The sequence below is a fragment of the Brevibacillus borstelensis genome, from assembly GCF_003710865.1.
In the GTDB taxonomy this organism is placed as follows: Bacteria; Bacillota; Bacilli; order Brevibacillales; family Brevibacillaceae; genus Brevibacillus; species Brevibacillus borstelensis.
Genome location: NZ_RHHO01000001.1, coordinates 1 through 23078, shown reverse-complemented (window position 1 = coordinate 23078; position 23078 = coordinate 1). Strand labels below are relative to the sequence as shown.

15 protein-coding genes, 15 tRNA genes and 2 riboswitches are annotated in these 23078 nt (G+C 52.4%); all 30 genes read right to left on the bottom strand.

Annotated elements, in window-relative coordinates; all coding sequences use genetic code 11:
• Window positions 1-270: 270 nt before the first annotated feature.
• The 30 genes from EDM54_RS00150 to EDM54_RS00005 all read right to left on the bottom strand — a co-directional run bounded on the left by EDM54_RS00150 (window position 271) and on the right by EDM54_RS00005 (window position 22971).
• Complete coding sequence (locus tag EDM54_RS00150) at window positions 271-813, bottom strand: TlpA family protein disulfide reductase (protein WP_170208345.1); 543 nt, start codon at window positions 811-813, stop codon at window positions 271-273.
• Window positions 814-832: 19 nt separating this feature from the next.
• Complete coding sequence (locus tag EDM54_RS00145; protein WP_024984808.1) at window positions 833-1402, bottom strand: MauE/DoxX family redox-associated membrane protein; 570 nt, start codon at window positions 1400-1402, stop codon at window positions 833-835.
• Window positions 1390-3210, bottom strand: a complete 1821-nt coding sequence (locus tag EDM54_RS00140) for an ABC transporter ATP-binding protein (protein ID WP_122957557.1) — start codon at window positions 3208-3210, stop codon at window positions 1390-1392. Before EDM54_RS00140 ends, EDM54_RS00145 begins: the two co-directional genes overlap by 13 nt.
• Window positions 3200-3793, bottom strand: a complete 594-nt coding sequence (locus EDM54_RS00135; protein WP_003389488.1) for a TlpA family protein disulfide reductase — start codon at window positions 3791-3793, stop codon at window positions 3200-3202. The genes EDM54_RS00140 and EDM54_RS00135 overlap by 11 nt, the downstream gene beginning before the upstream one ends.
• Before the next feature lie 579 nt (window positions 3794-4372).
• Window positions 4373-5668 carry an adenylosuccinate lyase gene (gene purB / locus EDM54_RS00130; protein ID WP_122957556.1) on the bottom strand — a complete coding sequence of 432 codons (1296 nt, stop codon included), beginning with the start codon at window positions 5666-5668 and terminating at the stop codon, window positions 4373-4375.
• Window positions 5665-6846 (bottom strand): 5-(carboxyamino)imidazole ribonucleotide synthase, encoded by a 1182-nt coding sequence (purK, locus tag EDM54_RS00125; protein WP_003389490.1) that lies wholly within the window; start codon window positions 6844-6846, stop codon window positions 5665-5667. The genes purB and purK overlap by 4 nt, the downstream gene beginning before the upstream one ends.
• Window positions 6843-7331: a 5-(carboxyamino)imidazole ribonucleotide mutase gene (gene purE / locus EDM54_RS00120; protein WP_003389491.1), complete on the bottom strand. Its 489-nt coding sequence runs from the start codon at window positions 7329-7331 to the stop codon at window positions 6843-6845. The genes purK and purE overlap by 4 nt, the downstream gene beginning before the upstream one ends.
• Window positions 7332-7586: 255 nt before the next feature.
• Window positions 7587-9359: a M1 family metallopeptidase gene (locus tag EDM54_RS00115; protein ID WP_122957555.1), complete on the bottom strand. Its 1773-nt coding sequence runs from the start codon at window positions 9357-9359 to the stop codon at window positions 7587-7589.
• Window positions 9360-9378: 19 nt separating this feature from the next.
• Window positions 9379-11118: a M1 family metallopeptidase gene (locus EDM54_RS00110; RefSeq protein WP_122957554.1), complete on the bottom strand. Its 1740-nt coding sequence runs from the start codon at window positions 11116-11118 to the stop codon at window positions 9379-9381.
• Between the two features lie 51 nt (window positions 11119-11169).
• On the bottom strand, window positions 11170-12480 hold the full coding sequence (locus EDM54_RS00105; RefSeq protein ID WP_122957618.1) for a histidine--tRNA ligase: 1311 nt from the start codon (window positions 12478-12480) through the stop codon (window positions 11170-11172).
• Window positions 12481-12839: 359 nt separating this feature from the next.
• A complete protein-coding gene (locus tag EDM54_RS00100; protein ID WP_122957553.1) occupies window positions 12840-14210 on the bottom strand; it encodes an NCS2 family permease in 1371 nt (456 codons plus the stop codon).
• A 121-nt stretch (window positions 14211-14331) separates the two neighbouring features.
• Window positions 14332-14433, bottom strand: a riboswitch (purine riboswitch).
• A 151-nt stretch (window positions 14434-14584) separates the two neighbouring features.
• Entirely contained in the window at window positions 14585-16123 is a 1539-nt protein-coding gene (guaA, locus tag EDM54_RS00095; RefSeq protein ID WP_003389498.1) for a glutamine-hydrolyzing GMP synthase, read from the bottom strand.
• Between the two features lie 204 nt (window positions 16124-16327).
• Window positions 16328-16428: riboswitch (purine riboswitch) on the bottom strand.
• Between the two features lie 18 nt (window positions 16429-16446).
• Entirely contained in the window at window positions 16447-18846 is a 2400-nt protein-coding gene (locus EDM54_RS00090) for a transglutaminaseTgpA domain-containing protein (RefSeq protein ID WP_122957552.1), read from the bottom strand.
• Complete coding sequence (locus EDM54_RS00085; RefSeq protein WP_122957551.1) at window positions 18846-20057, bottom strand: DUF58 domain-containing protein; 1212 nt, start codon at window positions 20055-20057, stop codon at window positions 18846-18848. The genes EDM54_RS00090 and EDM54_RS00085 overlap by 1 nt, the downstream gene beginning before the upstream one ends.
• Before the next feature lie 14 nt (window positions 20058-20071).
• Window positions 20072-21025, bottom strand: a complete 954-nt coding sequence (locus tag EDM54_RS00080; RefSeq protein WP_024984798.1) for an AAA family ATPase — start codon at window positions 21023-21025, stop codon at window positions 20072-20074.
• A gap of 266 nt (window positions 21026-21291) precedes the next feature.
• Window positions 21292-21368, bottom strand: a tRNA-Arg gene (locus EDM54_RS00075).
• A gap of 4 nt (window positions 21369-21372) precedes the next feature.
• Window positions 21373-21448: transfer RNA gene (locus EDM54_RS00070), tRNA-Gly, on the bottom strand.
• 47 nt (window positions 21449-21495) lie between these two features.
• A tRNA-Leu gene (locus EDM54_RS00065) sits at window positions 21496-21577 on the bottom strand.
• A 33-nt stretch (window positions 21578-21610) separates the two neighbouring features.
• Window positions 21611-21686 (bottom strand) — tRNA-Lys (locus EDM54_RS00060).
• Window positions 21687-21693: 7 nt separating this feature from the next.
• Window positions 21694-21768: transfer RNA gene (locus tag EDM54_RS00055), tRNA-Gln, on the bottom strand.
• A gap of 4 nt (window positions 21769-21772) precedes the next feature.
• A tRNA-Thr gene (locus tag EDM54_RS00050) sits at window positions 21773-21848 on the bottom strand.
• 19 nt (window positions 21849-21867) lie between these two features.
• Window positions 21868-21943: transfer RNA gene (locus EDM54_RS00045), tRNA-Phe, on the bottom strand.
• A gap of 41 nt (window positions 21944-21984) precedes the next feature.
• Window positions 21985-22061: transfer RNA gene (locus EDM54_RS00040), tRNA-Asp, on the bottom strand.
• Window positions 22062-22136: 75 nt separating this feature from the next.
• A tRNA-Met gene (locus EDM54_RS00035) sits at window positions 22137-22213 on the bottom strand.
• Between the two features lie 177 nt (window positions 22214-22390).
• Window positions 22391-22466, bottom strand: a tRNA-Val gene (locus EDM54_RS00030).
• 53 nt (window positions 22467-22519) lie between these two features.
• A tRNA-Glu gene (locus EDM54_RS00025) sits at window positions 22520-22596 on the bottom strand.
• A gap of 11 nt (window positions 22597-22607) precedes the next feature.
• A tRNA-Leu gene (locus tag EDM54_RS00020) sits at window positions 22608-22692 on the bottom strand.
• Between the two features lie 9 nt (window positions 22693-22701).
• Window positions 22702-22778 (bottom strand) — tRNA-Met (locus EDM54_RS00015).
• A gap of 21 nt (window positions 22779-22799) precedes the next feature.
• Window positions 22800-22890: transfer RNA gene (locus EDM54_RS00010), tRNA-Ser, on the bottom strand.
• 5 nt (window positions 22891-22895) lie between these two features.
• A tRNA-Asn gene (locus EDM54_RS00005) sits at window positions 22896-22971 on the bottom strand.
• Window positions 22972-23078 lie beyond the last annotated feature (107 nt).

The window sequence follows — 23078 nt, the reverse complement described above, 5'->3', positions numbered from 1 at the left end:
TTTTATCGTGCGGATTGCTCTTCATCGGGTCATTGCGGTAAGCAAAGGTACTGCTCACATACGGAACCTGTTTTCCATCTGTTTCATTTCCATGTAATAGCAGAGTAGTCCAATCCCCAGAAATTGTAAATACCTTATTCGTCCTGCTCTTGTGGCAGAAATGGTGAACGCTCCCGAGAACAGTCGGGAGCGCCTCTTATGTATGGAAGGTTGATCCACCTGGTTTCCTTTGATCCATGCAACAGCCGGATAAGTCCGCGACCGTTCTTCCTAACCCACTTTAACGACTGGCATATTGAACATGGATTCGATATCCCGATAGTCTTTCACTTGCTTGATGTCACGGATCATTCTGTTTTCACCGACCAAAATAGCAGTCGGAACGGTATGAATCTGGTATTTCTGCATGATCTCCTCTGAACGGATGAGATGAATACCCTCCGGAATCTCCATGCCCTTTTCATAGTAGATCGGGTTTGCGACCACAATAATCCTCACATGCGGGTACTGGTTTCTTGCATGCTGCAGCTCCGATATGACAGCCTTGCAGGTCCCGCAATGATCGTTGGTAAAAAGCAGCAACGTTTGTGCTATCTGTTGATCATTCAGTTCGACGATGTCTCCCTGCTGATTTTTTTCCCGAAAGAACGGCGCTGAACCGCCAATGGATAAGGACGCCATTTCCACCTGTTTGTCGCTGATTCGAAACCGGTTTAAAAATTGAACGACCAACCGAATAAAGAAAAGCAAGATGATGGATTGAACAAACACAACAACCCACAGCAATACATTCGAGATCGCCAGACTATTCATTTTGATCCCCCTTCTCTGCTTACTGCCTCCGCAAAAAGAGCCGAACCTTGACATATATTTCCCAAACCCCGTTGATCATCGCAAGAAACAACAAGGCCACCCACGCCATCAGCACATTTTGGATAACGGAGAGGTTGAATAACCGGCTAACCTCGCCTATCCACAAGCTTTCGATGCTGCCCCATTGGGACGGTGAAAAAAACACCCACCCTGCCAGCAGCATCAACAGCAGATTGCGAACAACCAAAAGCCACGAAATGCGATGATTGCCAGCCACACCGCCGCAGCCGCATGAAATCTCTCTTCGTCCGCGAAACAAATTCAGGGCAATCGCAAACGAATAGAGGATCAGCAACAGAACGGCAAGAGAAGCGCCAAACGTTTGGAACAACCCCAAAAACAGCAATACCCCCGCCAAAAGCTCTACCGCTGTCTCCGCACGAACGAATAAATGGATGGAAGAGGCGGGAAGAATGCGATACTCTTTCACGATCACGCTATGCTCCTGCATGTTTTTCCACTTGCTCATGCCTGTACTTAAAAAAAGCGTGCCAAGAAACACTCGCAACACAAATGTCAGCTCGTCCACCCGACTGCCTCCCTTTCCCCTTCCCTTTCCGATGAGAACCATTGCGCCTGCATCTGGTACATCTGGTAATACTCCTGTCCAAGCGCCATCAATTCCTCGTGGGTGCCCATTTCGACGATTTTCCCTTCCTTCATGACGATGATTCGGTCTGCCATCCTCGAGGCGGCCATCCGGTGGGAAATAAAAATCGCGATTTTGTTTTCCGTAAGCAGCTTGAACTTGCTGAAAATATCCATTTCCGCGATCGGGTCCAGCGCCGCTGTCGGTTCGTCCAGAATGACTACTTGACTGTCACGAAAAAGCGCCCGCGACAGCGCCACCTTCTGCCATTGCCCGCCGGAGAGGTCTTCCCCGTCGGCGAGCAGCCTGCCCAAGTAAGTCTCATACCCTTCCGGAAGCTGGCGAATGAAGGCGTCCGCCCCGCTCAGCTCTGCAACTTTTCGGATGCGGTCCAGATCATCTATCCCCGCGATGTTGCCAATCGCGATATTTTCGCGAACCGACACATCATAGCGAATAAAATCCTGGAAAATTACAGTGATATTTTTATGCAGCTCATTTTCGTCGATGTCCGCAATGCTTCTGCCATCGATTTTGATTTGCCCGCTCGTAGGAGGATAAAGCCCCATCAGGCACTTTACCAATGTGGTTTTCCCCGAGCCATTCTGACCGACAATCGCAATTTTTTCATGCGGGTGGATATGAAAGGAAATGTCGGAAAGAACCTCTTTATCACCCTGTACATAGCGAAAGGAGACCTGATTGAATGTGATCCCCTGCCGGATCGTGGACGGAAAAGGCTCGTTTCCGGCAGCAATCAGGATTCTCTCATCCTCGCGCTCAAAAAATTGATAGAAGTCCTTGATAAACAGCTTTTCTTCATATAGTTTGGCAAACAGCATGGAAATTCTCGTGAACGTTTCCTGCGCCCCCTGGACCGCCTGTATGATTGCGACGAATTCGCCAATGTTCATTTTTGCTGTCCGGGCCAGCCATATGACCGAGACAGCAATTCCCATGTAAAAGAAAGCGGAAAACGCCTCCAAGCCCACTTCGGAGCCCTGCTGCTTCTTTTCCAGGCGAAGCGTTTCTCCCGTGTTCTGCATAAATTTTTCCGCCCATCTCTCGCGAAAAAAAGAAGCCAGGCCGAACAATCTGATTTCCTTTGCCGACTTGCGATCCTGCAACAGATACTTGTAGTAATCTGCCGCACGGGCTACCGGGCTTTGCTTGAGATGCAGGCGATATCTCCTCTGGCCGAACTTCGCCTGGATATAAAAGATAGGGATCGTAGCCACCAGACTCAGGATCACCAGGCGCCAATCGATCACAATCAAAAAAAGCGCGTAGGAAAACAAGCTGATGCCGGCTTGCAACATATCAATGACACTTCGCACCGGAGATAAAAATCTGGCTCCCCCGCCCGAGATGCGCTGCAGATGATCATGGTAGTCGGGCAGGTCAAAATACATGACCGGAACAGACGAGGTTTTGTCCAAAATCATCTGCTGCACGTCGAAATCCAACGTGCATTCCATTTTCTTATCCAGGTATTCCCGAATATTTTTAACTGCTGATGATAGAATACTCAGCATGAATTGTCCAACCAACAACAAGAGCAAAAGTGCGTATTCCTTCGTGCTGCTTTGAATAAACCGTGTGACCTCGTTGATCAGTTCCTTTGACACCCATAAGGTGAGAAACGGGAAACAACCGGTTACGACGCTCAGTGTGACAGATAGGAAGAGCCACCACTTTCCTTTTTGCCACACGTACCGTAATGCCTTGGCAAGATATTTATTGTCCATCTTTTCCACCTGTCTCAAGGCTGACGCGAATTTGTTCGACATACTTCACCAAAAAATGAACCAGCAGAAACTCGCGCTGTATAACCCCTTTTGGATCGATGACAAAGAAAGTGGGAAACCTCGTGATGCCCAATCTTTTTAGAACCGCTTCCTTGACCGGAACAATCTCGGCCCATTTGCTATAGTCGGCCCGGAATTTTTCAAAGTAATCAGCCTGATCTGCTTCCGCCAGGCAGACAAACGGAATTTGCAGACTCCGATTCTCTTTCAAAAATTCAGCCAACGCCTCATGACAAGGATGGCAGGTAGGCGATGAAACCAAAAGGACCGCGTACGTATCTTTTACGACATCAGGCAGCTCAATCGCGTCATGGATCGGCATGCCTACAGAGTGATTCACGGTTTTCGTTTGCTGTGCAGGTTCCGGAAGGTAGGAAATCTCCAGCTTCAATCTTTTTACATAGTTTAAGATATTCAGCGATAAAAGAGTCCATCCCAAGGCTAAACCTATATACGCAGCGATCATGTCTACCCCCAAAAGAATGGCTGTTGCCACTTGCCAATGATGAAAAGGAGGCCACATCTGAAGGCTCTCCTTTTCATCAGCAATGCAACTTATGAAATTTCCCTATGAAAGCAAATCTGTCAACTCTTGCTCATCCAATCAAATCTAGCAGCATCTTACCTTTGACTCCGAACACCGTTCGCCATTTCTGGTGTCGTATGTGTACTTGATGTAGGTTTTGTTTCCCGTAGTTTGGCAACCGGACCAAGTGACATACTCGCAAACATACTTCGGGCCAGCAATGAAGCCGGAGTCAGCGCAAGGCACGTACATTGGCGACACGCCAAACAGATTGGAAATTTTTTGGAACATGATGATTCACCTCCCTGATTTTTATACTAGTACAAAAATACTGAATTGTAAATAAATTGAATCTATTCATCTATTTACAATTTCTATCATTTTTCGACATATCCTTGCTAGATTTTAATCATCCCACCATGTACGGGATGAAATCCTTTTGCCAGAGAACGTTTAAAACATGAAAAACACCCCTTAACGCAGCAGTGGCTTACTGGTTACCCAATGGCTGCTGATCAGGAGTGTCTTTATCCTTCTTCTTTATTATGTCAGGTCTTCAAATCACTTTGTTCTTTTTCAAATCAAGCCTAACCGCTGGAAAATCGTATCCACATGCTTCAAATGGTAGCGGTAATCGAAACAATCATCCAGCTCTTCCTTGCTCAGCGTCGAGGTCACGGTCTCGTCCTCCTCCAAAATCGCTTGGAAGGAACGCTGCTCTTCCCATGCCTGCATCGCCCGCGGCTGTACGGTGTCGTAAGCCTGTTCGCGGCTCATGCCCTTTTCGATCAGCTTCAGCATTACTTGCTGCGAGTAGATCAGGCCAAATGTGCGGTCCATGTTGCGCTTCATGTTTTCCGGGAATACAGTCAGGTTTTTCACGATGTTCATGAAGCGGCGCAGCATGTAGTTCAGAAGTTGTGTTGCATCCGGCAAAATGACGCGCTCGACCGACGAATGGGAGATGTCGCGCTCATGCCAGAGCGGAACGTTCTCGTAGGCGGAGAGCATATGTCCGCGAATCACGCGGGCCAGACCGGAGATGTTCTCGCAGCCGATCGGGTTGCGCTTGTGCGGCATCGCGGAAGAGCCTTTTTGGCCCTTGGCGAAAGCCTCCTCCACCTCGCGCATCTCGCTTTTTTGCAAACCGCGAATCTCGGTGGCAAACTTGTCCAGCGAGGTGGCGATCAAAGCCAGTGTCGCCATGTACTCCGCATGACGGTCGCGCTGCAGGGTCTGGGTGGAGATTGGCGCCGGTTCCAGGCCAAGCTGCTCGCATACGTACTTCTCGACGAACGGGTCGATGTTGGCGTAGGTGCCGACAGCGCCGGAGATTTTGCCGTACGCGATTTCTTTTTTCGCCGAGCGGAAACGGGCGAGGTTCCGCTTCATTTCCTCGTGCCAGAGCGCCAGCTTCAGCCCGAACGTAGTCGGCTCCGCGTGGACGCCGTGGGTGCGGCCCATCATGACGGTATCCTTGTGCTCCCGGGCCTTGTCTGCCAAAATCTGAATGAAGTCCTCCAGGTCCTTTTCCAGAATCTCGTTTGCCTGGCGAATCAGATAGGAGAGTGCCGTATCGACGACATCGGTAGAGGTCAGGCCGTAGTGGACCCATTTTTTCTCCTCGCCCAGCGTCTCCGACACCGCACGGGTAAAGGCCACCACGTCGTGACGGGTTTCTTCTTCGATTTCATAAATACGCTTGATGTCAAAGCCGGCGTTTTCACGCAGCTTTTTCACGTCTTCGGCGGGGATGACGCCCAGCTTGGACCACGCTTCGCAAGCGAGAATCTCTACTTCCAGCCATGCCTTGAATTTGTTTTCCTCTGTCCAGATGGCACGCATCTCCGGTCTTGAATAACGTTCGATCATTGTTGTCCCTCCGCTTTATTCGTCCATATTTCCAGCCGTTCGATTTCTGCCAGCGCCTCTTCCACTGTGGGCGCCAGTACGTTGATATGGCCCATTTTCCGCTTGGGCTTGCTGTCCGCTTTGCCGTACAGATGCAGCTTGGCGGTACGGGGCAGGCGTTCGATCCGCTCCAGCACAGGCTCCAGGTGCTCTCCCAGTATATTGGCCATGACCACCGGTGACAAGAGCTCCGTCGATCCCAGCGGCAGATTGCAGACGGCCCGCACATGCTGCTCGAATTGCGATGTGACGCAGGCGTCCATCGTATAGTGTCCGGAATTATGCGGGCGAGGCGCCAGTTCATTTACATAGAGTTCCCCGTTTGCTGAAAGAAACATCTCGACGGCGATCAGTCCGACCACGTCGAGCTTTTCCGCGATGGTGCGGGCGATCTCTTCAGCCCGTACGCGCACCTCTTCGGGAACGCGGGCCGGTACGATGGAGAGGTGCAGAATATTGTCCACATGCACGTTTTCCGCCGCCGGGAATACAGCCAGCTCGCCGGATGGATTGCGGGCGGCGATGACGGACAGCTCCATGACAAAGGGGACGAATTTTTCCACGATCAGCTCTGTCCCTGCTTTGGAAAGCGTTTCGTACGCTGTGTCAATCTCGTCCATGGACCGCAATACCCACTGTCCTTTCCCGTCGTATCCGCCGGTTGCCGTCTTCATCACCGCTGGCAAGCCCAGTTCCCCTACGGCCTGCCGCAGGCTGTCTGCGCTGTCGACGACGCGAAACGGCGCGACCGGGATGCCCAGATCGCGGATCGCTGTCTTCTCGCGAATGCGATGCTGCGTAATGCGCAGCAGGCGGCTTCCCTGTGGCACATAGGAACGGGATTCCAGCACCTCGGCCACCTGCGCGTCCACGTTTTCAAATTCGTAGCTGATGACATCGCTCGCCTGGGCAAGCTCCAAAGCCGCCTCCACATCGTCGTAGCGGGCGACAATTTGTCTGTCTGCGGTCTGTCCGCACGGCGCATCCTCCGTCGGGTCCAGCGTAACGAATCGATAGCCCATGGCTCGTCCAGCAAGTGCGATCATGCGTCCCAATTGACCTCCGCCCAAAATGCCAATGGTCGCTCCGGGCTTTATCGGATTGTTCTGTTTCGGTAGTGTCTCGGTTCGTTTCATCATGCCAGATCACTATCCCCCAATACCTTGTCGCGCACGGCCTCTCTTCTGGCCACGAAGCGCTCCTGAATTTCGGGGTACTTGATCCCGAGAATTTGCGCGGCCAGCAGTCCCGCGTTGACTGCACCGGCTTTGCCGATGGCAACGGTAGCCACTGGTACACCGCCCGGCATCTGGACGATCGAGAGCAGAGAATCTAGTCCGTTCAAGGTAGACGATTTGACCGGAACGCCGATGACAGGGAGTTCGGTCTTCGCTGCCACCATGCCGGGCAGATGGGCCGCACCGCCCGCTCCCGCGATAATGACTTCCAGCCCCCGCTGCTTCGCCCCTTCGGCATAGGCAAACATCAAGTCAGGCGTTCTGTGAGCGGATACCACTTTCTTTTCATACGGAACCTGCAGCTCCTCCAGAATAGCGCAGGCATCCTGCATCGTTTCCCAATCCGACGTACTGCCCATGATGACACCAACCAACGGTTTGACCATTGTCTACTTCGCCCCTCTTCCGTCAATGTCCTATCTTATCATAGAAAACGGGGCCACTGCTTCACATAGAAATGAACTTTGGCCACTCGTTTCACGCCCATTCAACGACAAAACCCAACCGATCCTTTCACAATCATGAACAGGAGCGCCTGGGCTTGCTATCTTTTTCAACATGTTTAGTGTAACAGGGGAAAAGCTGGACTGTCAACAGACAAACCGAACGATAAACAATGGTAAATGAAATAACATTCGCCTTTAGAACATCCGAGAAAGCCTTCCTCTTTTCATCCAGGCATCCGCCTCGCTCTTTTTTTCCAAATCCAGCCTGAGCCAGTAGTCGACAAACGGCGCCGCATTCTCTCCGGCAGCTTCTGAGAGCATTTTGACAAGCTCCCCTCCAGTTGCCTGGCTGTATTGATGGTTTTGGACGTACTCGCGCAACATTTGATGCAGCCGGTCTTTCCCCCACTCCGACCGCAGCGTCCACCACATCATCCCGCCTCTGGCATAGACCAGATCGCTGTAGCTCTTCCAGTCGGGAAAACGGTCCAGCGGCAGCCAGACATCCAATCCTTGTTTTGCGTAGGCATCCGACTGCCTGGCCCGTTCCCTCCGGTAGGCCAAATAGCTTCCGCCGCCAGACACCGGACCATCCTCCAGGAACGCCATCGTGGCATAATCGGCGAGGCTTTCGTCTACCCATGCCTCGCGAATCTCGTCGCTCCCGACCAGACCGTAGAACCACTGATGGGCCGTTTCGTGCGCCACTACCGCTGTCCCCATCCCGTTTGGACCATATTGTGAAGCAAAAAAGTCCCCCTGGATAAAGGAAATCCCGGGATACTCCATCCCTCCGAAAAAGCCTCCTGTCTTGACCACGTCGTATTCCGAATACGGGTACCTGCCAAACTGCTGGCCAAAATAGCGGATTGACTCGGCCGCTGTCTCGTGAAGACGGGCTACTGTTTCCGGATCGTCCCCCTCCTGCCACCATGTCCGGATGGTGGTCCCGTTCACCTGACTGGTCGTCTGCCTGTAGCTGTCATCCATCACGACCAATGCAAAATCCCTGATATTCCACGCATCAATCTCGTAGGCTGCTTCTTTTTGCGGACGTTTCCGCGTGACGACAGCCTGGCTTTCCGTCCCGCTCGTCGCCAAAAGGTAGCCCTCCGGCAGATGGACCTTCAGATGGTAATGAGCCATCTCGCTATAGAACGGGTCGCCCATCGGATAGTACGGGTCCAACCGCCATTCTCCCTTTTCGCGCACTGCCAGCATCGGCAGCCAATTGCCCAGCCACATGGCGTGACCGTTGTAGGACAGGCGCCCATTGTTGCGAGGGAGTTTGAGCTGAAATTCAATCTCTACTTCCCTCAGGCGGGAGGTTTGCTTGCCGGATTGAACCGTTCCAGCGGACCTGACATCGGACTGGTTCGGGTTTACTTGCTCTTGTGTAATTTGCTTATCGCTGGTCTGCCTGGCGTTGGTCTGCTCTTCATTGCTTTGCTGCTCTTCATTGCTTTGCTGCTCTTCATTGCTTTGCTGCTCTTCATTGCTTTGCTGCTCTTCATTGGTCAGCCGCTTTTCATTCGTCTGCCCGCCATTGGTCTGCAAAGTCTCAGGCAACGCTACCTGCAAAATGTTCTCCGTCGGTCCCGCCGTCCGAAATGCAGCAGTCTTTCCATCTGCACGGACATCCATGATCCGCATTCTTCCCGGTTCTGTCTGCTTTCCGAGAATCTGCTGCCAGTTGGGATCGCTCAAATCTGCCTGGGGATGAAACGCATTGGGGTACAGGTGAAACATCGCCTGACTGTCCGTTGAAAAAAATCGAACAGACAGCTTCCCGGAAACGGTGTGATTTTTCGGATCAATCCGGACGTCTCCGGTGTACGTCGTATGCGCCGGAATCTGCTCCGGCTTCACGGTATCGGCCCTCGCCTGATCCTTCCACGGCTGTGCCAACAGAAGAGCCGTCAAACCTGCCCCTGCTGCTGCCAGGAGCATCCATCCCTTCCGTCTCATGAGCGATCCCCCTCATATCTTACCGCTTTGCTGCCCGCTGCCGATCCAGCCAGGCCTCCGCCGCCTGTTCTTGACTTCTGTCCAGCAGCAGCCAGTATTTGATAAATGGGCTGGCATCTTCACCGGCTTCTGCCGTCAGCGCTTCCACCCATCCTTTCCCCGTCGCGATCCCGTGCTGATGGGCAGCCACAAAGCGCCTCAGCATTGCGTGAAGACGCTGTTCTCCCCACGCTTCCCGGAGCAGCCAGAGCATGGTCGTCGTCCGGGAATAGACCAGATTGCTGTAGCTCTCGTTATCAGGGAAACGGGACAGCGCCATCCACGGCTTGAGCCCTTTTTTGTCATAAAAGCCTGTCGTCCCTCTGACCATTCGGCCTACCTGCTCGCCGGCCAGCTCCGGATAGGCATTTACCATAAAGGCGAGGGAGGCGTATTCTGCCAAGCCTTCGTCAAGCCATGCCTCTTCTACCTGATTGTTCCCCACGAGACCATAAAACCACTGATGGGCCGTCTCGTGAACAACTGTGGGGATCGATGACAGGTGATCGCCTTGGTAGTGGGAGCCGTCCAGAAAAACGATGCCTGGATACTCCATGCCATTGATATTGCCGCCGATTCTCACCGTATCGTACTCCGGATACGGATAGGCGCCAAACTGAGCCTGAAAGTATGCGAGGGCTTTCACCGCCGCTTCGTGGTTCCGCTTCACTTGTCCCGCCGAATCACCCTGACGCCACCAGCTGCGTACCCATGTATTCCCTACAGGCGTCTCCGCATGCTGATAGGTGTTGTCCATAATGACGAGCGAAAAGTCTCGAACCCGCTTTGCCTGCAAGCTGTAGGTGATTTCACCCGTCTGAAGCTCTTTTCCCGCTATATTCCGGTCCGTCGCCGTACTGACGAATTGGTACCCGGCAGGGATCGTCAGTTGTACCTGGTAATTCGCCGTTTCCGTATAAAAAGGATCACCCACCGGTCCATAAGGGTCCAGATGCCAGCCAGAGGCATCGTACACCGCCAGTACCGGCAGCCAATTTCCGAGCCAGATCGCATGCTCGTCATACGACATCCGCCCCATGTTGAGGGGCAGCGTCATCTCGAAATCCAGCTCCAGGTCGATTGGTTGGGTAGTTGCTTGGGCAGTCGCTTGGGCAGTCGCTTGTAAACCTGCTTGTGTACTTGCTTGTGCGTATTGTAGTTCGCCTTCTTTAGCGCTGACAGCCTTTCCGAGCCCTACCTTCACGACCGTTCCGTCGATCTGATAGGAAGCAGGCTTTCCTTGGACGACCAGTTTGGTAATATGATACGTTCCGGGCACGGCATTTTTTCCTAAAATTTCTAGCCAAAGCCCCCCTGATTTTTTCTCGGTAAACGCCAAAGGATACAGGTGCAAATACACATAATCCGGGTCTCTCGGCGCAAACCGGATGTGGACGCTGCCGGTTGCTGTCTTGCTTGCCGGATCGATTTTCACATCAGCCGCATAAGAAGTCATGTCCTCCGTCGCTTGCCCCGCCGTCGGGGACACGGCAACGCTCTTTTCCAAGCTGTCGGCAGCATTCTCGCTCTCGCTCATACCGCTATTTTTTGCCGCAGCAAGCCTGGTGCCTCCAGGAGTATCTCCCGCACCTGCCGAAGCCGCGGCCCGCTTTGCAAAAGCCGCTCCTCCGGCAGGAAAAATCCCCACAAAACTCATACTGACGACCAATACCACATAGACAGCTTTCACCGAAACGAGCCTCTCCACCCGGCTTCTCACCGCATCTCCCCCTTTTCTTGTCTTCTATCCTACACGATCTCCACTGTTTCGCTAAGCCTGCATTTGGGTAAAAATGGAGGGCCAGTCCTTTTCATCTTTGATGCGAATTGTCCGCTCCTCGCCGCTGATCATATTCTTGACGACCACCGTCCCGGCAGCCCGCTCATTTTCCCCGAAAATCAGCACATACGGGATTCGCTCCTTGTTGGCGTAGTCCAGCGCTTTTTTCAAGCGGCGTCCCATGAGCTCTACCTCTATCCGCAGACTGGTCGATTTGCGAATGAGGTTTGCCAGTCCCAACGCCTCTGCTTCTGTCCCGAGCGGAATGACAAAGACATCTGCACTGCGGGCTTCAAAAGGGCTGTCGCCCATCGTGAGTGCCGTCAAAATGACGTCCAGTCCATATGAGATGCCCACGGCCGGATACTCCCGTCCGTCCCCCAGAAACTGGCCGATAATCTTGTCGTACCTCCCCCCGCTGCCAATGCTGGAGGTGATTCTGCCGTCCTTCAAAAAGATTTCGTACACCGTACCCGTGTAGATGCTAAGGCCCCGGGCCAAAAAGGGGGTAAACCGAACCTCTCCGGCCACACCCGCTTCTTGCAAAAGGGCAAACAGCTCCTGCAGCTCGGCTGCGCCCTCCTGTACCAATTGCTCGTCGTACCTGTTTGCCAATCCATCGAGACTCCGTTCCCCATTGCGCAAAAAATCGGCGATCTTCGCTATTACCGGCTCCTCGATTTGCCGCTCCCGCAAATCGTCGCAGACGCCATCTACGCCGATTTTTTCCAGCTTGTCAAGCGATAGCATCACATCTGCTGCCTGCTCCTCCGCGATCCCCATCACCTGAAGCAAGCCGGACAACAGCTTGCGGTTGTTCACCTGGATGTACACGTCCAAACCGAGCCGCGCAAAAGCCTCAAATGTCATGCTGATCAACTCGGCTTCCGCCAGCATGGAGGTCGTCCCGATGATATCTACATCACACTGGATGAACTCGCGGAACCGCCCCGGCTTGACCGGACCGTCGCGAAACACCTTGCCGATTTCATACCGTTTAAACGGCAGCCGCATTTCAGGATTCATCCCGACGACTTTGGCGAGAGGGACGGTCAAATCATAGCGCAGCGCCAAATCGCGTTCCCCCTGATCGGTCAGCCTGTACACCTCTTTGAGGATTTCCGCCCCTCCCCCGTATTTCGAAGCGAGCAGATCGTAATGCTGCAGCATCGGCGTCTCCAGCGGCTTGCAGCCGTGCGAGGCAAATACTTCCTCCAGCGTCCTCCGGATCGTATTGCGAAGCCCCTGTTCCTCCGGCATAAAATCCCTTGTCCCTTTGACATTGCGCAAAATCCCTTCCATAAACTGTTCCTCCTTTTCATTTGCTTCCCAGTCTGCTTCTTTTCCTTCTCCGGAAACGGCAAAAAAGCCATGCGGAGACATCAAATGCCCGCATGGCTTTCCTTCTGCCACCGCAGGCACCAAGCACAAACAGCGCTTGCACCTGCGGAAAATTTCATTTCCGTAGATACAAACGCTCTAATGATGGTGATGCAGTTGAAGGAATGTGCGAAGACCGATCATCGGTCCATCCCTCCTGAGCAGAATTTTTCCTATCATACAACACGCAGTAGCCGCGGCGCAAGAATCAAGCTTGTCCCCTGCACAATAAAAAACCGGCTGCCGCCACTCAGGCGACAACCGGTTGACCTTTTGTCCATCTATTCTCTCAGGAAGATAAAATACGCCAGGAAGACGAAGAACAGCGCGTACATGACTGGATGAACCTCGCGACCTTTGCCCTTCAACACCTTGATCACCGGGTAAGTGATGAAGCCTGCCGCGATTCCGGAAGCGATGCTGTAGGTCAGCGGCATCATCAGGACCGTCAGGAACGCCGGGAACGCTTCGTCCATTTCGCTCCACGCGATCTGGGCCATGTGAGACGCCATCAGTACACCTACGATCACGAGCGCTGGCGCTGTCACAGCTTCCGTCACGACGGAGAGCAGAGGGAAAAAGAACAGAGCCAGAAGAAACATGATCCCGGTTACAACTGAGGCAAAGCCTGTCCGGCCGCCCGCTGCGACGCCTGCCGTCGATTCGACGTAGCTGGTCGTAGTCGACGTTCCGAGGATCGCTCCCGCCATACCGGCAATCGCGTCGGAAGCCAGTGCGCTTCCCGGACGAGGCAGCTTGCCATCCTTCAGCAAGCCTGCCTGGCTCGCTACTCCAAGCAGTGTTCCTGTCGCATCGAAAAAGTCAACAAACAGGAAAGTGAAAACGACAATCAGCATTTTCGCGCTAAACAACGTAGAAAAATCGCCAAGATACTGGAAAGCTGCACCAAAGGTTGGAGCAAGGCTTGGCGGCGTGTCGACGACCTGTTTCGGAAGTTCCACAATCCCGAAAATCATCCCCACGATCGCCGTCACAACCATCCCGACGAAAATCGCGGCATTTACCCGGCGAGCCATCAGGACTGCCGTCAAAACCAGACCGAAAACAGCCAGCAAAGCATTTTTCACAGCCAATACCTGCGCGGCATCCATATCCGGATGGAAGGTCAAATGGCCGAGTGTCACGACTGTCGCGTCACTGGCGATAATAATACCCGCGTTTTTCAAACCGATAAATGCGATAAACAGCCCAATCCCAGCGGACACCGCGTACTTTAGCCCCTGAGGGATGGAGTTTACAATCGCTTCCCGAATGCCAGTGAGCGACAGGAGCAAAAAAATCGTACAGGAGACAAAAACCCCCGCCAAGGCCTGCTGCCAGGGAATCCCCATCGTCAGAACAGCTGTATACGTAAAGAACGCGTTGAGTCCCATCCCCGGCGCCTGGGCGATCGGCAAACGGCCGACAAACGCCATGACGAGTGTACCAATCGCTGCTGCCAGCGCTGTGGCTGTAAAAATGGCTCCAAATTCCGGATAGTTCGCTTTCAGCTCAGGCGGCAGATCGGCCCCGCTGAGGATGAACGGATTGACAGCCAAAATGTAGGCCATTGCGAGAAATGTAGTGATACCTGCAATCGTTTCACGACGATAATTGGTGCCTAGCTTGTCAAATTCGAAGTACTTCCGCACCGGAATGTCCCCCCAGATATTTTTCGGTAAATAAAAAGCCGAGGCGCAACCATACACCTCGACTACCGAACAAAACAGACGGGAAACCATAAATAAAATGAGTACCTTAACGTTTCAATATCCCCGTTGATGTCTTGTTCGTAGCCAGGTCGTTTGCGGCGACCTCGTAGAAACTCCCGAGCCCTATTCCCGAGAATATACGAACCTTCCTTATTTACCTTTTCACAACGAAAAGTTTAGCAGGAAGAAAAGAGGTTGTCAACGGAAAATACGAACGATAAAAATCTCTGATCAATCAATATCCGGTTTTATTGCATTTCAGATGAGGACCTTCCTGCCATTCTCACAGCTTGTCCCCAATTCCGAACGAAAATTTACTCCCACTCGATAGTTGCTGGCGGTTTGGACGTGATGTCGTACACGACTCGGTTCACGTTCTCCACTTCATTGACAATCCGGGTGGAGATTTTCTCCAGCAGATCCCACGGAATCCGAGCCCAGTCTGCAGTCATTCCATCAATGGAGGTAACGGCCCGAATCCCGACTGTGTAGGAATACGTACGAACGTCACCCATTACTCCGACACTTTTCATATCCGGCAGTGCCGTGAAGTATTGCCAAATTTCTCGATCCAGACCTGCTTTCGCGATCTCTTCGCGCAGGATAGCATCCGATTCACGAACGATCTCCAGTTTTTCTTCTGTAACTTCGCCCAATACACGAATGCCAAGACCTGGTCCCGGGAACGGCTGACGCCATACGATTTCATCCGGCAATCCGAGTTCTGTTCCCAGCTTGCGGACTTCGTCCTTAAACAGTGTTTTCAACGGCTCGATCAAGGTGAAGGTCATATCCTCTGGCAGCCCGCCAACGTTGTGGTGAGACTTGATGGTGTGGGCAGTAGCCGTACCGCTTTCCACGATGTCGGTATAGAGTGTGCCCTGGGCAAGGAAATCCATGTCTTTCAGCTTGCTTGCTTCCTCGTCAAACACGTAAATAAATTCGTTACCGATGATTTTGCGTTTTTGCTCTGGATCGGTTACGCCTTTCAATTTGTTTAGGAAACGTTCGCGAGCGTCAATTTTGATGACATTCATCGAGAATTTATTCGCGAATGTCTCCATGACGCCTTCCGCTTCTCCCTTGCGGAGCAAGCCATGGTCTACGAACATGCAAGTCAGTTGATCGCCGATCGCCTTGTGAATCAAAGCCGCTACGACCGAGGAGTCGACCCCGCCGCTCAAAGCGCACAGAACCTTTTTGTCTCCAACCGTCTCGCGGATCTTTTTGATCTCATCGTCGATAAACGTGGTCATGCTCCAGTTGCCTTCGCAACCGCAAATCTCAAACAGGAAGTTGGCGATGAACTCGTTTCCTTTTACCGTATGGCGCACTTCCGGATGGAACTGTACCCCGTACAGCTTGCGCTCAGGATGGCTGATGGCTGCCACGGGACAGCTGTCGCTGACTGCATCGATCCGGAAACCGGCCGGCAGCTCCACGACCTTGTCGGAGTGGCTCATCCAGACCACTTCATTTTCTCCCCATTTTTCGTACAGGCTGTGCGGTTGCTGCAGACGAAGCTCGGCTTTTCCGTATTCCCGTTTGCCGGCGCGCTCCACTTTTCCTTCCAGCATGTGGCTCATCAGCTGCATGCCGTAGCAAATCCCCAGTACCGGCACATCCAGATCAAAAATAGCCGGATCTACTTTCGGTGCGCCTTCCTCATACACACTGGCAGGTCCGCCGGAGAAAATAATCCCCTTTGGCTGCATTTCCTTGATTTTTTCAACAGGTGTATTGTAAGCGACCAGCTCGCTGTACACCCCAAGATCCCGTACGCGACGGGCGATCAACTGGTTGTATTGTCCCCCGAAATCCAGTACGACGACCATTTCCATTGGCTTGCTCATGTGATCCTCCTTCTCCTGTTTCCGCCAGGTTGTTACCGATAATTTCACCTTGGCCAAGCTCATGCACCGCGAGATTGGGAACGTAAACGCATTTTCGTTTCCCAACCGTCCAAGGTTGTAAAAAAACCGGGACCATTGCCTCCGATAAAACAAAACGGAGGCAGAGTCCCAGTTTGTGTACACTTTTGCGGTTGCATGTACAAAAATCCGAAGTCCTCACCTCGTAGTCGCCCGATTTACGGTCGAGCGGTAGAAACTGTCAGGCCAATTCCTGATACTATACGAGTATTCGAAGGAAATTCTAGCAGACTGAAGGTAATAGTTCAAGGCTTCAATTGCTGGGTAAGCCGATCAATCAGTTGCTGTGCAATCGAACGGGCCTTTTCCTCCATTTCCCTGCACCCATAATAGAGACGCTCATACAGGTGAGTGAGGTACTGCAGGTCTTGACGTTTGTCACCGGTCAGAGCAATTCTCTTCACGTACTCCCGCAAAGTCTCACCCGGTTCCCGGCGTGAATGCAGATGCTGAATCATCTGAAGCAGCAGTTTATATCGATCCGAGTAGTGCTCGTTTGGATGACTTCTCATTTGACGCTGAAGCCACCAATACGTGATAACCCGTTTCTTCCTCCAGGCCAGATAAGCACCGGCTGCCAGCAACACAAGCGCTGCCGCTTTTGCTTGCCACGGCATTTTCCAGCTTGCCTGTGTGGGGCTGTCGGCGCCCTCAAGCTCGTCTAGTCGGTTGTTTCTCCGTTCGGCTGCCGTATTTTCTTGCAGATTCGGAACCGGCAGGGTTACCGATTGTTCCGATGAGTTCAGATCGTATTTGATGCGAACAGGGGACAAGAAAGTGCTGGTCGCTTCAAACGGAATCCAGCCTTGTCCAGGGAAGTAGACCTCTACCCAGGAGTGAGCGTCCTTGTTTCGAACTTCGATGACATCGTTGCCATTGCTGTCAGTGCCTACGCGGCTGCCCGGAGCAAATCCCTTGACCCAGCGTGCCGGTATCCCGATCGATCGCAGCATGACCGCCATCGAGGTCGAGAAATGGTCGCAGTAGCCCCTGCGGCTGTCAAACAGAAAGTGGTCTACGAAGTCCTGCCCCGGTGCCGGTACGGGCACATCCTTGGTCTCGTATTTATAATCTCCTCTCGTACGGAGGTAATTCTCGATCGCGCGCACTTTTTCATACGGAGTGTTTGCGTTCTTGGTGACATCCAGAGCCAGCTCCTTCACTCTGTCGGGCAACTCGCCAGGAAGCTGCAGGTAGCGTTGCTTGATGTCAATCGGATAGGTGGAACCTGCTTGCATGATTGCCTTTTCGCTGACAATCGGCACTTCCGCTTCCAATTCATATTTCTCCGGCTTCAGCAGAAAACGGCTCGGCAGTGATCGCTTCTGTCCTGTGCTTTGAGATTCTGTCGCTTGTTCACCCTGTTCTTCTGTCGGCTGTACTGCCTGACCACTTGCAGGCTGCCCGGTCGGAGCTCCTCCCGGCTGTACTGCCTGGCCACTTGCAGGCTGCCCGGTCGGAGCTTCTCCCGGGTGTGGCACGCCTCCCTCTTCTGGCTCGGCTTCCTCCCTCGGAGCTCTCATATCTACTCTGCCGGCCCGTACCTCCACTTGCTGGCTTGCTCTGTCATAAACCATCGTGGCGTTATCAGGCTCGATGCTTACAACCTTTTTCAACTGCCCTGGATAAAACATCGTAAAATACGGTTCCCCTCTGGAAAAATCCATTGTAGCCCGCACTTCCTTTGTTTCCGTTCCATGAAACAGCATTTGCTTCCACTGATGGGTTTGCAGGTTCAAAATAGGCTCATACTCCCGCTCTCCCTTTTGCCAGCCGCGTCCTGTGTAAATATCCTTGGAGTCGCCGCGCCAGTACGTCCGCTCATTGGTGATAGCAACAAAGACTAGCGCCTCATCCTGTTGGAAGGGGCCACCGAGGTTTTCGTCATTATTGTCGTAGCCGACCTTTTTCATGGTGCCAACTGGCCCTTCCTCGCCTCCGGTTAAAAAGGCGATCGGATCCGGCCAGACGGCATCTTTTTTCGGGCCGGCGTAGGCGACACTTACTACGATGGCCAGAATCAATACCGGGGCGATCAACGTATTCCACAGCGTCCAACGCTTTTTGCCCGCAATCGGGGCCCGCTTGGATATGGCTGTCAGATGGGCGACAGCCAGCAGCATAAACCCGTAGATCAGCGTTCGGATGATCGCACCGTCCGCCTCATAAGGCAAAAACGTATCCAGCACTGCCAAGTACAGCTCTGTCAAAAAGACAAACCAAAGGCCCTGCCGCTGTTCCAAAACTAGATAGGTGACCATCGAAATCAGTATGGCCAGCATGAGATCAAATAGCAGGTTGCGGGAGATCAGAGACATCGAAATCCAATCCTGCTGAAAAGCCAACGGCACATCGCGCACCAGGCTTGCATACATGTTGTAAAGCCATTCCGTACTCAAAAACGACGATGTGAAAAAGTCGGAATGAATGATCCATAAAATACCGAGCAGCTTGAAAGGAAAGGTCAGCCATCGGTATGGAACGACCAGATCGAGTAACAAAACACCTGCAACGATCATGTAGAATGGCCAAAGTGTTCCGGTATCGGTCAGCTCGCTTAAAGGCAGCAGCCACTCCCTCAGCATGAGAAAAAGAAACAAGGCAGCAAGCCATTCCATTCCTTTGGGGCGTCTCCAAACACTCATTACGAGGCACCTCCTATCCGCTTCCCGTCTTCCACATCATCCAGGTGCACCGATTTGCACGTTACCTTGCTCGCCATCAGCATTTGAATAGCTTGCTTCTCCTCCGGTGCCGGAACCGCATGTGCATGAATCCGCAGTAGATGGACATGCCGCCCTTTTTGAGACAACTGTACCAACCTGGCTACCAGTTCCTTGTCGACGCGTGGCGTGATCACGACCAGTGTGACGCCTGGAGGCTGCTCCAACGCTTCCCGCCCCACAATCCGGGCAAAGCTGTCCACACCTTCCGCCATCACCCGTGCCAGTTGGTCAAAAATCCGGATAAAATGCGTATGCGAACAGGCTGGTTGTATCGCGATTCGCTCTTTTTGCTTGTACGTCAAACCGTAATGATACTGATTGCGATTGGCATAAGCGACGAGACTTGCGGTCAGTTTTACGGCGGCCTCGAACAATTGCGGCGTTTGATCCTGGTAGTGAGCCTTTTCTACATCCAGAAAAAAGACCACCTGGTTCATCGCCTGGTGTTCAAATTCTTTTGTCTTGAGACCGGTCCCGCGTGCCGATGCGCGCCAATGAATTTGGCTCAGTCTGTCTCCACGGTGATATTCACGGACACCTCGCACTGCCGCTACGTCATCAGAACGGCGATGAGCGACGTGTACAGTCCCGCTGAAGCTCCCGTCACCCAGTGCCCAATGCGTCATCTCCTGATAGGACGGGTAAACGAGGAAATCATTGAAGACCGAGACCGTCTTTTTCCTTTCAACAAATCCAAAGAAGTCTCCCCCGCCCAACACACATTCGGTCAAACAATAATAACCCCGCGGCAGTCCGGGTATGACGTATTTAAACTCTATTTCTCTTTTAAACCAAGGAAAGATTAATTGCCGATGCGGCTCAAATACACCAGCCAGCCGGTCTGGCAGCGGTTCTATCACTACGTTCCAGCCCAAAGGAAACCAGAAACGGCGGCGCAAACGCACCGTTACAACGACGTCTTCGCCTTCCTGAAGGCGGTTTCGGTCGATTTCCCTGACGACCTCTAGCGAGCGGAACATCATGAAAAACACACACAATTCATAAGCCAGAAACACCAGGCTGCTGTAAAACAAAAACCAACTGGCAAACCCGCCCTGGAACATGGCAAACACAAACGTAATGAGGACAAGTGCAGCGGTTTTGATCTTCCCATAGCGTTGTTGTTTCATGCACGTTCACCGCCTCAGCTAACCGGAACACGCGTTTCCGATAGAATCGCCGATAGGATCCGGTCGATCGTAGCTCCCTCCAGCCGAGCCTCCGGTTTCAAAATAATCCGATGAGCAAATGTCACCGGCACCAGTTCTTTGATGTCATCCGGAATCACATAATCTCGCCCACGCACGAAAGCCAACGCCTGGACCGCACGGAAAAGGGCAAGTGACCCGCGTGGGCTGACGCCCAGGTACACCTGATGGTGTTCTCTCGTCCGCATGCACAAGCGTACCAAGTACTCCTGAACGCCTTCAGACACTCGGACAGTGGCGACCTGCTTTTGGATTTGAGACAGCTCTTCTGTTGTAACGACGGGCTCCAGGCTGTCGAGCGGGTTTTCCCCGGAGAACCTGTTTAACATCCGCACCTCTTCCTCCAAGGTCGGATAGCCAAGACGCAGCTGCATCAAAAAGCGGTCTAACTGCGCTTCCGGCAAAGGAAACGTACCCTCGTACTCCAAAGGGTTTTGGGTTGCCATTACAAAAAACGGGCTGTTTAATCGGTAGGTATTGCCGTCAACGGTAACGGAACGCTCCTCCATTGCCTCAAGCAGCGATGACTGTGTCTTTGGAGAGGTACGGTTGATCTCGTCAGCCAAAATAACATTGGCAAAGATCGGTCCGGGACGGAACTCGAATTCCATCGTTTTTTGATTGAAAATCGCTACGCCTGTTACATCTGTCGGCAGCAGGTCGGGAGTAAACTGGATTCGTTTAAATTCGCCGCCAATCGATCTCGCCAAAGACCGAACCAGCATGGTTTTACCGACTCCAGGGACATCTTCCAGCAAAACATGGCCATTTGCCAATATGGCTGCCACGCATAGTTCAATAATGGAGCGCTTTCCAATCAGTACTTTTTCAATATTAGCAATCAACTTTTCCACAGAGGGATGTGGATGATCGAGTTTAATCGAGTTCATGGATGACAACTCCTGTTCCAACGTATTCTACCTTTTCGGCAATCACGTGTAATAAGGGCCTTTTCATCAAATAGGAACGGCCGATGGTCGACTCTCTCTTCATTTTATCTGATACCTTCATCCAGTGGAGAGGAAACCTATTCCTAAAGTAAGATAATGCGCTTGAAGTTACAAGGAAAAAATCGTTAATATTTGTAAAATTGTGAAATGAACTATGAAAAAAAGGGTAGGATGCATTCCTACCCTGTTGTCGTAATCTACACATATGGCGTGCCCTGAGAGATTCGAACTCCCGACCTTTTGATTCGTAGTCAAACGCTCTATCCAGCTGAGCTAAGGGCACAAAATGGAGCGGACGACGGGGCTCGAACCCGCGACCTTCGCCTTGGCAAGGCGACGCTCTACCAATTGAGCTACGTCCGCATAATCGTGATTACATATAAAACGTATAAACAGTCTCAAGGTCACTATGGTGCGGGTGAAGGGACTTGAACCCCCACGGTCTCCCGCCAGAACCTAAATCTGGTGCGTCTGCCATTCCGCCACACCCGCATGCACATTGAGAAACTGTTATTTTTGAAAAACTGGTGAGCCATGAAGGACTCGAACCTTCGACCCTCTGATTAAAAGTCAGATGCTCTACCAACTGAGCTAATGGCTCAAACAAGTGGCTGGGGTACTAGGATTCGAACCTAGGAATGACGGAGTCAAAGTCCGTTGCCTTACCGCTTGGCTATACCCCAAAAGTGGTGCCGGCGATAGGACTTGAACCCACAACCCCCTGATTACAAGTCAGGTGCTCTACCAATTGAGCTACACCGGCATGATATTGTTGGCAATAATGGTGGCTCGGGACGGAATCGAACCGCCGACACGAGGATTTTCAGTCCTCTGCTCTACCGACTGAGCTACCGAGCCAAAAAATGCTAATCCGCAAATGATATCCGCTAGGGATAAAATGGCGGAGCTGACGGGACTCGAACCCGCGACCTCCGGTGTGACAGACCGGCGTGAACTCCAACTTCACCACAGCTCCATATTTGGTTGCACCCAAGAGCACTTTGATCCTACTTGAACGGAAAGTATATCGAGGTAGTACAAGTAGAAAATTTGGTTGCGGGAGCAGGATTTGAACCTGCGACCTTCGGGTTATGAGCCCGACGAGCTGCCAGACTGCTCCATCCCGCGACGATTTTAATAAATAAATGGTGGAGGCTGACGGGATCGCTTCCACTTGCGACGCTGCGTCGATTACTCTTCACATGCGAGCAAGATCTGAAGTACCCGAGCAATACTCCTTTGAACTTCTTCGAGGGTGAACCGGCACGGTGAGATCCCGTAACCGATAGCAACGAATAAAGCATATGGTGGAGGCTGACGGGATCGAACCGCCGACCCTCTGCTTGTAAGGCAGATGCTCTCCCAGCTGAGCTAAGCCTCCAGAATCCTTCGCAAAACTCCCGGATGTTACCGAAAATTTGCGAAGCACTTGTATGGTGACCCGTAGGGGATTCGAACCCCTGAATGACAGCGTGAAAGGCTGCTGTGTTAAACCGCTTCACCAACGGGCCATATTTTTTCATGGTGCGGTCGGCGAGACTCGAACTCGCACGGGTCGCCCCGCCACCCCCTCAAGATGGTGTGTCTGCCAATTCCACCACGACCGCAACTTAGGTTGGTAGCGGCGGAGGGGATCGAACCCCCGACCTTTCGGGTATGAACCGAACGCTCTAGCCATCTGAGCTACACCGCCACTATTTATAAAGGTTAAACATGGCGGAGAGTGAGGGATTCGAACCCTCGCTACGCTTACGCATACTAACGGTTTAGCAAACCGTCCCCTTCGGCCTCTTGGGTAACTCTCCGTATATGGCTCCTCGGGAGGGACTCGAACCCCCGACCGATCGGTTAACAGCCGATTGCTCTACCAACTGAGCTACCGAGGAACAATGATAAAGGCACTAACGCAATTCATGCAGCTTCGCGCCTTCAAAACTGGATATGCATGCTGTAAGGATTGTGTGGATAAGTCCTCGACCGATTAGTATTCGTC